We start from the raw sequence: 11,278 nt of genomic DNA, 5'->3' as shown, positions 1-11,278 counted from the left end.
TTGCGTGCGGTAAGTGCAAAGACGCCGGGCGCAGCGTGCGTTCAGCCGCGCGCCAACTGATAGGGCATGAGTTTAACCTGTCGGGCACGTGCGAGAGGAGTCGGCCGAACGGGCTAGGGTCGAGAACGTGCTCCAGTAACGATGAAAGAACGAAGGCGCCGGACTCGCCGGCGCCTTCGTCAGAACCACGCAACGCTAAAAGCGCTGATCCTCATGCGCGTCCGGCCAGAAATCCGACCAGCAGCGCGAGACCTGCCACCGCGCCCAGCGTATGCCACGGCTTGTCGTGCACGAATTCGTCGGCGTAGCCTGCGGCATCGCCGAGCTTGCCTGTCAGTGCCGTACTCGCGCCGTCGATTTGCGAACGAGCGGTCTTGAGCTTCGATTGCAAGTCACGGCGCAACTTGTCGCCGTCGATATCCTTGCCGCTCTGGATCGAGCTTTCGAGGTCATCGAGCAAACTGCGCAACTGGCTGCTGGCCGAATCGACCGCATCGCTCGCACCGCGCACGGCGCGCTGGCCCACGTTGGCTGCGCCATTGATTTTGCTGTCGAGCGTCGAACGTGTGAACAATCCCATTTCCTTGCTCCTTATTGACGTGCCGAAAAGAGTCGCACGACGCGAACCCGCATGTATTGCAGCGTGCCGCGTCTGATGCTCTGTCTACCAGGTTTTTCGCGGTTGCCCGCGACCGATTGCACAGGCCACTGGGCTTCGCGGCCTGGTACGAACCCAGGATACACTCGGTAGCAAGCTTCATTCCTCGACGAGCGCGCCGAGATCCACATCGCGTTCGTTTTGCGAATGGCGGCGCATGGCGAGCGCCATCATCACGCCGACGAACACGCCGAATATCACGATGATCCATTGCACCGGAACCTTGATCGTGAGGAGCAGCGCGTAGGAGCCGAGCATGGCTAGCACGGCGATGTTCTGATTGAAGTTCTGCACGGCGATGGACGCGCCGGCGGACAAAAGCGTGGCGCCCCGGTGCTGAAGAATCGCGTTCATCGGCACGATGAAAAAGCCCGCGAGGCCGCCGAGCGCGATCATCAGCGGATACGCCATCAGAATATAAGCGGGCGCGAAGAGCGGCCCGATATGCACGCCTGCATTGGCGGGGAACATGTCCTTGTTGTAGAAGGCCATGGCCACCGATACCGCGCCGATCAGCACGCCCACCGGCAGAACCTTGAGCGACTGCCGCAAGACGATCCATGCCGATGCCGCCGCCGCGCCGAGCGCAATGCCCACACCCGTCACGCCCTGCAACACGGCCGCTTTGGAAAGCGAGAGGCCGAGATTGGCGTCGGCCCACTTGAGCACGAGCAGTTGCAGCGTAACGGCCGCGCCCCACAGGAGCGTCGTGACCCAGAGCGCGATCTGCGCGAGCTTGTCGGTCCAGAGCACCTTGAAACTGTGCGAGAAGTCGCCGACGAGACGCGTCGGCTGGTTCAGCAGATTCGGGTAGCGCGCGCCGGTATCGGGAATGAACGCGTTGATCGCGGCCGCCGACGCGTAGATCAGCATGACCGTGAACATCGCGGCGTGCGCGGCAGTGTGCATCAACGGCACGTGCGCGTTCTCGACCCAGCGCGCCACGACTTGGCTCACGAGCGCGCCGCCGATCACCGTGCCGAGGATGGTCGATCCGACCGTCGCCGATTCGAGCCACGCGTTCGCCGCGATGAGCTTTTGCGGCGGCAGCAGTTCGGTCAGGATGCCGTACTTCGCGGGCGAATAAGCGGCCGCGCCGAGGCCGACCACGCCGTATGCAATCATCGGATGCACGCCCGCGATCATCAGCGCGCAGCCCGCGGCTTTGAGCGCATTGGAGATGAACATCACGTGGCGCTTTTGCAGGGCATCGGCGAATGCACCGACGAAAGGCGCGAGCACCACGTACGACACCGTGAAGAAGATTTGAAGCAGCGGCGTGACCCACGGCGCCGATTGCACGACGGCAAGCATGGCGATCGCGGCGATCAAAAGCGCGTTGTCCGCAAGCGACGAGACGAACTGCGCGGCAATGATCGTGTAGAAGCCTTTTTTCATGGCAAAACGAGAGTTGGCGCGCGTCGTGGGGGGCGCGCCGGGGTGTGTTCGGGGGAAACGGACAGCCAAGGAGCGTGCTGTGGCGCTTGAACCTTGCCGCGTGCGCGAAAGATTGCACTGTATCGGAGCGGCGGATTCGATGCAGGAAGTGATGCAGCGTGGCGATCGAAGAACGAGGAAAACGCTAGGCGGGCACGCTCGCGCGTGCCCGCCGACCCAAACGCCCCTTACTCTCCCGTCAACCTCGTGCGCGAATGCGGATCGAGCACCTTGATCATCTGCGCGTACACCTTCGGATTGGCCGCGACGATCTCGTTCTGGAACAGGAAATCCGATTCGCCCGTGTAGTTGCCGACGAGACCGCCCGCCTCCGTGACGAGCAGACTGCCCGCAGCCACGTCCCACGGATGAATGCCTTGCTCGAAGAAGCCGTCGAGACGGCCCGCCGCGACATTGGCGAGATCGAGCGCCGCCGCGCCCGGACGACGCAGGCCCGCGCACGACAAGGTCATTTCGCTGAAAAGGCGCATGTAGCCGTTCAGGCCCTGGCCGTCACGGAACGGAAAGCCCGTGCCGATGAGCGCATCCGAAAGACGATCCAGCTTGCCAACTCGAATGCGACGCTCGTTCAGATACGCGCCACGGCCGCGCGATGCCGTAAAGAGGTCGTTACGCGTCGGGTCGTAGATCACGGACTGCGTCACGATGCCCTTGTGCACGAGCGCGATCGACACGCAGTAATACTGGAAACCGTGGATGAAGTTCGTGGTGCCGTCGAGCGGGTCGATGATCCACTGGAACTCGGAGTCGCGATCGTCCTTGCCGGATTCTTCGGCAAGAATGGAGTGATCGGGATAAGCGGTGTGCAGCGTCTCGATGATGGCGGCTTCGGACGCCTTGTCGACTTCCGTCACGAAGTCGTTGTGCTGCTTCTTGCTGATCTGGATACGGTCCAGGTCCAGCGATGCGCGGTTGATGATCTGTCCGGCGCGGCGCGCGGCCTTGACAGCGATATTGAGCATCGGATGCATGAGCGAAATCCTTTGACCGCCGTGCACGGGCAAGAACCGCGAGCAGGCGAATTAAATGAGCGACAACGACTTTGTCGACGAAAGACGAATTGGATAAGAGCGGGGCGCGGCGCCAGGCAAAGTTGAAAAGGCGAAACGCAAGCGCGCTATTTTACCCGAAACGCGCCTTTTGGCCGCGCGCGCGAACCAAAAAGCCGCCAACATCGCCGACAATCGCTAACATAGCGGGCTGTGTGTACCCGTTCGCCATTGATGCGCGACGAGACGCAATACCGACGCGCACGAACCATTTAGCAACACGCAAAGCACCTTCATCCTTGGACACCAACCAATTCATCGCGCCCGCGGGCGGCTTCACGTCGACCCGTTTCATCCTCGTCGAGCCGAGTCATCCTGGCAATGTCGGCGCGGCGGCGCGCGCGCTCAAGACCATGGGCTTCGCGCGCCTCGTGCTGGTCGCGCCGCGCGTGGCCGACGTCAAGAACGAACCCGAAGCGATCGCGATGGCAAGCGGCGCCGACGACGTGCTCGCGAGCGCCCATGTCGTCGATACGCTCGCCGATGCGCTCGTCGGCGTGCGCTGGTCCGTCGCGCTCACGGCGCGCATGCGCGAGTACGGTCCGCCGCAGATGCCGCCACGCGCACTCGCCGAACGCGCGCACGAACTCGTGCGGCATGGCGACATCGCGCTCGTGTTCGGCAACGAGCGCACGGGCTTGTCCAACGCGGATGTCGAGCGTTGCAGCGCGCTTGCCCATATCCCGGCGAATCCGGCGTATAGCTCGCTCAATCTGGCGCAGGCGGTGCAGGTCCTCGCCTACGAATTGCGCGTCGCGTTTCAGGAGCCCGCGTCCGAACTCACGCTCGTCGAGCCGGCCGCGCACGTCGCGGGTGCATCGAGCGATGAGATCGAAGGCATGTACGCGCATTTCGAAGAAGCGCTCGTCGCGCTCAACTTTCTGGATCCCGCCAATCCGAAGAAGCTGATGTCGCGCGTGCGGCGGCTCTTCGCGCGCTCGGGACTCGAGCACGAGGAAGTGAATATCCTGCGCGGCATCGCCAAACATATTCTCGCGCGCGTCAAAAAACCCTGAACGCGACGGTGGCTGCAAGCAACCGTGCTTGCAGCGGGGACAATCGTGCAGAGTTCGTCCGAGTGACTCTACAATCGCCAAAAATATAAGCTTTGCGCGCGCGGTCATTTGGGCTTCGCGCCTGACCCCATCGAGATCACGACATGTTCCAACGACTTCGCGAAGATATCGCCGCCATCCGCGAGCGCGACCCCGCCGCTCGCAGCGCCGTTGAAGTCGTGACGTGCTATCCCGGCCTACATGCCATCGTGCTGCATCGTTTCGCGCATGCTTGCTGGCGCGCGCAGTGGCGCTGGCTCGCGCGTTTCATCTCGCAGATGGCGCGCTTTCTCACTGGCATCGAGATTCATCCGGGCGCGACGCTCGGCAGGCGCGTGTTCATCGATCACGGCATGGGCGTGGTGATCGGCGAGACGGCCGAGATTGGCGACGACTGCACGATCTATCAGGGCGTGACGCTTGGCGGTACGTCGCTCACGCGCGGCGCGAAACGGCATCCCACGCTGGGGCGCGGCGTGATCGTCGGCGCGGGCGCGAAGGTGCTCGGCGGCTTTACGGTCGGCGCGGGAGCGAAGATCGGTTCGAACGCGGTCGTCGTGAAGCCGGTTCCGGCGGGCGGCACGGCGGTGGGCAATCCGGCGCGCATCGTGATGCCGGCGGTGCAGCGGCCAAAGGAAACCGCGCGTGAAGGCTTTTGCGCTTACGGCATCACGCCGAACGCGGACGATCCGGTGTCGCTGGCCATTCACGGTTTGATCGATCACGCATCGACGCAAACGCAGCGTGTCGATGAAATCGTCGCCGCGCTCGAACGTCTGGGCGCGCGCGTGGAAGCGCTCAATGGTGCCGGCGGAGCGGGGCTCGTGGACTTGAAGCGCTTGTGCGCGTCGATGGAAGGGAAGGTGGAAAGCGAACTCGCGCAGCGGTAATTTTTTGTGCCGCTGCGGCGCGTGAGAGCGTGAGTGCAGTTCGAATTTCGCGCTCGCACGGCAACGGCTGCGTGGCGAACCCAAGAGTCATGCACCAGAACTACAACGGCAGCGCGCGAATTCCTTCCTCGTCGATCCGCAGATACCCGCCGCGCGGTTCATCCATATCCAGTTCCCAATCCGGCAACACCCAGCGCGCGCCTTCCACTTCCCGGTGCATCGCCGGACGATGCGTATGTCCGTGGATCATCGTATGCGTGCGGCTGCGGATGAAAAGCTCCGACACCGCCTTGCGCGTCACGTCGTATTTCGGCGATTCGCCCTGCATGCGCGCGCCCTCGCTGTTCGTGCGCATGCGCTGCCCGATGCCGAGCCGCGTCTTCAGCGGCAACGCGAGAAACGCGCGCTGTGCGAACGGATTGCGCGCAAAGCGCCGAAAGCGCTGATAACCGGGATCGGCGGTGCAGAGCGCGTCGCCATGCGCGAGGACGATACGCGTGCCGAACGCGGTCATGGTGAACGGATCGGGCAACGGAAGTGCGCCGGCTTCCTTCATGAAGCGCTTGCCGAGCAGAAAATCGCGATTGCCATGCATGACATATAACGCGATGCCGCGCTCGGTGAGCGTATGCAAAAGCTTCGTCATGCGGCGCGCGAAGCGGGCGCGCTCGTCGGCGACGGCGTCATCCAGGATATCGTCGCCGACCCAAAATTCGAACAAGTCGCCGAGGATGAAAACCGAGTCCGCGCCGCTCGCCGTGACTTCGATGAAATGCTCGAACGCGGCGACCGTCTTCGGAATCGCCTCGCTCAAGTGCAGGTCGGAAATGAAAAACAGCGGGCGCGCGTTGTGCGCTGCGCCCGCTGCTTTTTGCGCGACCTCTTGCCTGAAAGACTTCGTGTCGATCATGCGTGCCGTGTTCAGACCACCACGGCCTTTTCGATCACGACGTCGTCCACCGGCACGTCCTGATGAAAGCCCTTCGAGCCGGTCTTGACCCTCTTGATCTTCTCCACCACGTCGAGACCTTCGACCACGCGGCCGAACACGGTGTAGCCCCAGCCCTGCGGCGTCGGCGACGAATGGTTCAGGAAGTCGTTGTCCTTCACGTTGATGAAGAACTGCGCGGTTGCCGAATGCGGGTGGTTCGTGCGCGCCATGGCAACCGTGCCGTTGTCGTTCGTGAGGCCGTTGTTGGCTTCGTTGTCGATGGGGGCATCGGTCGGCTTTTGCTTCATGCCCGGCTCGAAGCCGCCGCCCTGAATCATGAAGCCGTCGATTACACGGTGGAACACGGTGTTGTCGTAATGACCCTTCTTCACGTAGTTGAGGAAGTTCTCAACCGACTTCGGCGCCTTTTCAGCGTCCAGTTCGATCTTGATGACGCCGTGGTTCGTATGCAGTTCGACCATGATGATTTCTCCGGTATGTTGATGATTGACGATGAGCGGCGTTCACCGAACGAACGCTGCCGGGTTGTGCGTTTATTGCGAGACCACGGTAGCCGACTCGATCACGGTCGGCTTTTGCGGCACGTCCTGCATTGGGCCGCGCGTGGTGGTCGGGCTCGCTTCGATCTTCTTCACGACATCCATGCCCGAGACGATCTTGCCGAAGACGGCATAACCGTTGCCGTCGGGATTCGGGAAGTCGAGTCCTGCATTATCGACCGTATTGATGAAGAACTGCGCCGTGGCGGAATTCGGGTCGCTGGTGCGCGCCATGGCGAGCGTGCCCGTCGTGTTCTTCAGGCCGTTCTTGCTTTCGAGCGCGATGGGCGCGCGCGTGGGCTTCTCGGCGAAACTCGTGCTATAGCCGCCGCCCTGGATCATGAAACCCGGAATCACGCGATGAAAGATCGTGCCCGAGTATTGACCGGACTTCACATAGTCCAGGAAGTTCGCGACCGTCTTCGGCGCCTTCTCCGGATACAGCTCGACCTTGAAGTCACCTTGCGAGGTATGGAACAGCACGGTCGGATGCGCGCCCGTGGCGGATTGCGCCGCCTGTGCGTAGGCGGGCGCGGTAGCGATCAGGGCAGCGCTGGTAAGCCCCAGCATCAGCAATTTCATGAAGGATCGGTCCTCGGGTGATGAATGCAAACGAATGCAGATAAGCAGCCGCAATCGCGGCCGACCGACAGCTTACCGCCTGCACGCGCGAGTGCGCCAATTAGCCTTGTCCGACGCCGCGCCGTGGTCGCGTGTCTCAAGGCTGCGTCTGCGGCGCGACGTAAGGCGCGGTCGGGAACGGCCCGGTTGCGCCGCCGTACGGCGAGTACGAATCGGGTGAGGGCATGGTCGACAGGCCGGTGCCGCTGTCGGTGCTGCCCGAGCCTTGCGCGGGCGCCCATTCACCCGATGGCGATTGCGGCGCCGCCGTGGCGCGCGTGCCCGAGGCTCCATTCGCCGCAACGCCGCGACGAACCGGCGGCGGCGTGATGATGTTCTGAATGGCCGTCACGCGCTGACGCGTGAGCGGACTCGTCGAGCCGAGCGATTGCGCGCGTTTGTACGATTCGCTCGCGAGCCGCAGATAAAGATCGCCGAGATTGTCGTATGCGAGCGCGTAGCCCGGGTTCGCCTTGACCGCCGTTTCGAGCGCGGCGCGCGCTTCTTCGTAGCGGCCTTTCTTGGCGTAGAGCGCGGCGAGGTTGTTATACGGCTCGGGCAGTTCGGGATACGCCTGCGTGAGTTCGGTGAAGGCCACGATGGCGTCGTCGTCGCGATTCAGGCGCGCAAGCACGGTGCCGCGCTTGAACTTCGCCTGCACGTCGGTCGGATTGGTGGCGATGCGCGCATCGAGTTGCTTGAGCGCGGCGTTCCAGTCTTGTCCGGCGATGGTCGAGTCGATCTGCGGCGTGCCGTCGGTGGTGGATTTCGCGAGCTGCGCGAACGCCGTGGTCGAGATGCCGACCGAAGCCGCCATGCCGATGACCGCGATCGCGCCGGCACGCATGAGCGTGTTCCTCGCGATGTTGCGGGAAAGAGAGAAGAGGTGCGAAGGCATGCGCGCGCGAGCGTGAGTCACTTGGAATCGATTCAAGGAATGAAGCAGCGAAGGGATCATAACCGGGCTTGATGGATGAGCGGCCGGCAAGCGGCCGGCAAGCGGACAACCAGGTGTCGAAGCAAGTCAGCGAAGCATGCGGCAACTTGGCCGACAAGCCCGCCGCAAAAGGCCGCGGGCTTGGTTCGAGCGTCACGCGCGAAGTCCGTCGCGCGGCACGCCGGGCACTTCATGGGCACAGGCCCCGGTGTTATACTCCGACCCATTCTAACAAAAGGTCCGTACGTTTCGCGCACGCGCCGGCTGCTTGCAGCTATCCTTTGCAAGTGCATGTATTGCCCGGTGTATCGAAGCAGCGTTGCGAGGCATCGGACTCGTTGGACTTTCTTGTTGGACTTTCCTTTTCAGCCACTCGTGGCCGTCTTCGTTCTGGTCGCATGACCGTCGTGTCGCTTTCGCGAGTGCGCCTTGGCCGTAAAGCCCGCATCGACACGCCGCATGCAATGCCATGCACGAATGTTCCGGGTTCACGCACTGTCTCTCTATGAATTCGCTGCGCATCTACAACACGCTCGCGCGTGACAAGCAATCCTTCACGCCGCTTCGCGCTGGCGAGGTACGCATGTACGTCTGCGGAATGACGGTGTATGACTATTGTCACATCGGCCATGCGCGCGTGATGGTGGTGTTCGACATCGTGCAGCGCTGGCTGCGCACGCTCGGCTATAAAGTCACGTACGTGCGCAACATCACGGACATCGACGACAAGATCATTCGTCGCGCGGTGGACAACGGCGAGCCCATCAAGGCGCTCACCACGCGCTTTATCGCGGCCATGCACGAAGATGCCGATGCGCTCGGCGTCGCGCGTCCGGACCTCGAGCCGCGCGCAACCGACTTCATTCCGCAGATGCTCGGCATGATCGATGCATTGCAGGCGAACGGCTATGCCTATCACGCGAAAGACGGCGACGTGAACTACGCCGTGCGCAAGTTCGCTGACTACGGCAAGCTGTCGGGCAAGTCCATCGAAGACTTGCGCGCGGGCGAGCGCGTCGCCGCCAACGACGCGAAGGAAGATCCGCTCGACTTCGTGTTGTGGAAGCAGGCGAAGGCCGGCGAGCCGCGGGACTCGGGCTGGGACTCGAAGTGGGGACGCGGGCGTCCGGGCTGGCACATCGAATGTTCGGCCATGGGCTGCAGCTTGCTTGGCGACCGGTTCGACATTCATGGCGGCGGCCAGGACTTGCAGTTCCCGCACCACGAGAACGAGATCGCGCAGAGCGAAGGCGCGACCGGGCAGACGTTCGTGAACTACTGGATGCACAACGGCTATGTGCAGATCGACAACGAGAAGATGTCGAAGTCGCTTGGCAACTTCTTCACCATTCGCGAAGTCCTTGAAAAATTTGATGCCGAAGTTGTGCGTTTCTTTATTGCACGGGCACACTATCGGTCGCCGCTGAACTACAGCGACGTGCATATCGACGATGCCAAGAACGCATTGACTCGCCTCTATACGGCGTTGAAAGATGTCGAGCCGGACAATCGGCAACTTGACTGGAACGAGGCGAACGCGCAGCGTTTCCAGTCTGCGATGAACGACGACTTCAACACGCCCGTGGCGGTCTCGGTGCTGTTCGATCTCGCGAGCGAAGTGAACCGCACACGCGACACTTCTCTCGCGCGCCAGCTCAAGGGTCTCGCCGGCGTGCTGGGTCTGCTCGGCCGTGAGCCGCGCGCTTTCCTGCAGCAAGCAGGCGGCGCGGCTTCGACCGAAGGCCTCGCGCCGCAAGAGATCGAAGCGAAGATCGCCGAACGCGTTGCCGCGAAGCAGGCAAGGAACTATGCCGAAGCAGACCGTATTCGGGCCGAATTGCTCGAAGCCGGTATTGCGCTTGAAGACAAACCGGGTGGGTCGACCGAATGGCGCCGCGTGTGAACGCAGCCCTTCATACCCTCTGATCGACTCACCAGGCAGGAGGCACGATGGCAACGGCCAGGAAGACGCCGGTCAAGCGACCCGCGTCTGTCAGGAATGCATCGCCCGCGACGAAGCGAACGCGCGGCGAGCAAGCGACGACAAGCACGCTCAAGAGTGATGGTGCAAGAGCTTCGGCTCAGAAGGCAGTCAAGCGCGCGGCACTCAGACGTAGCGACGGCACGCGTCTGAACGGCGTAAGCCGTGAGGACGTAAAAGCGGATGCAAAGACGGACACGAAAGCGATCCGCGCAGCCGCTCGCGTGACAAAAGCGCGCAGCGAGGAAGCGGAAGCGTCGCCCGTCAAGGCGAACGGACGCGCGCATGCCGGCGATGCCACGAACGCGCAAGCGCTCGTCGCCGACAAGGAGCGCGGTGAAGTCGTGCGCAAGTCGCGCGTCGTCACGGCGGATGCCGAGGTGCCCGTGCAGATCGGCGGACTCACGCGCGAAGTCGTGCGTCCCGATTACTGGGACAAAGCGTGCGCCGACCTGATGAAGCGCGACCGCATCCTCAAGAAACTCATTCCGAAGTTCGGCCAGATGCATCTCGTGAATCTGGGCGATCCCTTCTCGACGCTCGCGCGTTCGGTTGCTGGCCAGCAGATCTCGGTGAAGGCCGCGCAAGCCATTTGGGAGCGCGTGAAGGGCGCTTGTCCGGATGTCGTGCCGGCGCGTTTCATCAAGCTCGGCCCGGAGAAGCTTCAGGCGTGCGGCTTGTCCAAACGCAAGACGGAGTACATTCTCGATCTCGCGCAGCACTTCGTATCGGGCGCGTTGCACGTGGATACCTGGGCGTCGATGGACGACGAAGCCGTGATCGCCGAACTCACGCAGATTCGCGGTATCGGCCGGTGGACGGCGGAGATGTTCCTCATCTTCAACCTGGCGCGCCCGGACGTTTTGCCGCTCGACGACCTCGGTCTTATTCAGGCGATCAGCGTCAACTACTTCAGCGGCGAACCTGTCACGCGCAGTGAAGCGCGCGAAGTGGCTGCTAACTGGGAGCCGTGGCGCACGGTTGCAACGTGGTACATGTGGCGCAGTCTCAATCCGATTCCCGCGGACCATTAGAACCGACTAAAAGATTGGCGAACTATCGTTGATTTATAATCGATAGTTCCCGCGCGCATTTATCAGGGACGGACGCGGTTAAAATACGCCCTGCCCGATGTTCT

General features: G+C 62.6%; 11 protein-coding genes. 4 read left to right on the top strand and 7 right to left on the bottom strand.

All coding sequences use genetic code 11. The annotated features are described in order from the left end of the window. Positions 1–211: 211 nt before the first annotated feature. The 3 genes from NCR40_RS08620 to NCR40_RS08610 all read right to left on the bottom strand — a co-directional run bounded on the left by NCR40_RS08620 (position 212) and on the right by NCR40_RS08610 (position 3,087). Entirely contained in the window at positions 212–580 is a 369-nt protein-coding gene (locus NCR40_RS08620; protein ID WP_244825565.1) for an ElaB/YgaM/YqjD family protein, read from the bottom strand. A 177-nt stretch (positions 581–757) separates the two neighbouring features. Further along, positions 758–2,056: a lysophospholipid transporter LplT gene (gene lplT, locus NCR40_RS08615; protein ID WP_250509225.1), complete on the bottom strand. Its 1,299-nt coding sequence runs from the start codon at positions 2,054–2,056 to the stop codon at positions 758–760. A 227-nt stretch (positions 2,057–2,283) separates the two neighbouring features. Further along, a complete protein-coding gene (locus NCR40_RS08610; protein ID WP_244825561.1) occupies positions 2,284–3,087 on the bottom strand; it encodes an inositol monophosphatase family protein in 804 nt (267 codons plus the stop codon). 317 nt (positions 3,088–3,404) lie between these two features. On the opposite strand from NCR40_RS08610, the gene NCR40_RS08605 reads away from it, so the two are divergent. Both NCR40_RS08605 and cysE read left to right on the top strand, forming a co-directional pair. Then, complete coding sequence (locus NCR40_RS08605; RefSeq protein ID WP_250509224.1) at positions 3,405–4,181, top strand: RNA methyltransferase; 777 nt, start codon at positions 3,405–3,407, stop codon at positions 4,179–4,181. Between the two features lie 143 nt (positions 4,182–4,324). Continuing rightward, on the top strand, positions 4,325–5,110 hold the full coding sequence (gene cysE / locus NCR40_RS08600) for a serine O-acetyltransferase (protein ID WP_250509223.1): 786 nt from the start codon (positions 4,325–4,327) through the stop codon (positions 5,108–5,110). Between the two features lie 100 nt (positions 5,111–5,210). Here cysE and NCR40_RS08595 read toward each other — a convergent pair whose 3' ends face one another. The 4 genes from NCR40_RS08595 to NCR40_RS08580 form a co-directional block, all read right to left on the bottom strand. Continuing rightward, on the bottom strand, positions 5,211–6,020 hold the full coding sequence (locus tag NCR40_RS08595; protein WP_250465168.1) for a UDP-2,3-diacylglucosamine diphosphatase: 810 nt from the start codon (positions 6,018–6,020) through the stop codon (positions 5,211–5,213). An 11-nt stretch (positions 6,021–6,031) separates the two neighbouring features. Beyond that, on the bottom strand, positions 6,032–6,523 hold the full coding sequence (locus NCR40_RS08590; protein WP_250509222.1) for a peptidylprolyl isomerase: 492 nt from the start codon (positions 6,521–6,523) through the stop codon (positions 6,032–6,034). A gap of 72 nt (positions 6,524–6,595) precedes the next feature. Continuing rightward, positions 6,596–7,183 (bottom strand): peptidylprolyl isomerase, encoded by a 588-nt coding sequence (locus NCR40_RS08585; RefSeq protein WP_244825554.1) that lies wholly within the window; start codon positions 7,181–7,183, stop codon positions 6,596–6,598. Positions 7,184–7,319: 136 nt separating this feature from the next. Next, positions 7,320–8,120 carry a tetratricopeptide repeat protein gene (locus NCR40_RS08580; protein WP_502799735.1) on the bottom strand — a complete coding sequence of 267 codons (801 nt, stop codon included), beginning with the start codon at positions 8,118–8,120 and terminating at the stop codon, positions 7,320–7,322. A gap of 544 nt (positions 8,121–8,664) precedes the next feature. On the opposite strand from NCR40_RS08580, the gene cysS reads away from it, so the two are divergent. Both cysS and NCR40_RS08570 read left to right on the top strand, forming a co-directional pair. Next, positions 8,665–10,062, top strand: a complete 1,398-nt coding sequence (gene cysS, locus NCR40_RS08575) for a cysteine--tRNA ligase (protein WP_250509221.1) — start codon at positions 8,665–8,667, stop codon at positions 10,060–10,062. Positions 10,063–10,109: 47 nt separating this feature from the next. Further along, positions 10,110–11,174: a DNA-3-methyladenine glycosylase family protein gene (locus tag NCR40_RS08570; RefSeq protein ID WP_250509220.1), complete on the top strand. Its 1,065-nt coding sequence runs from the start codon at positions 10,110–10,112 to the stop codon at positions 11,172–11,174. The last annotated feature ends 104 nt before the right edge of the window (positions 11,175–11,278 follow it).

This window comes from Caballeronia sp. GACF4 (genome assembly GCF_023631025.1).
GTDB lineage: Bacteria > Pseudomonadota > Gammaproteobacteria > Burkholderiales > Burkholderiaceae > Caballeronia.
Note: the sequence above shows the minus strand (reverse complement) of the source record. Positions and strands in the feature narration are given on the sequence as shown.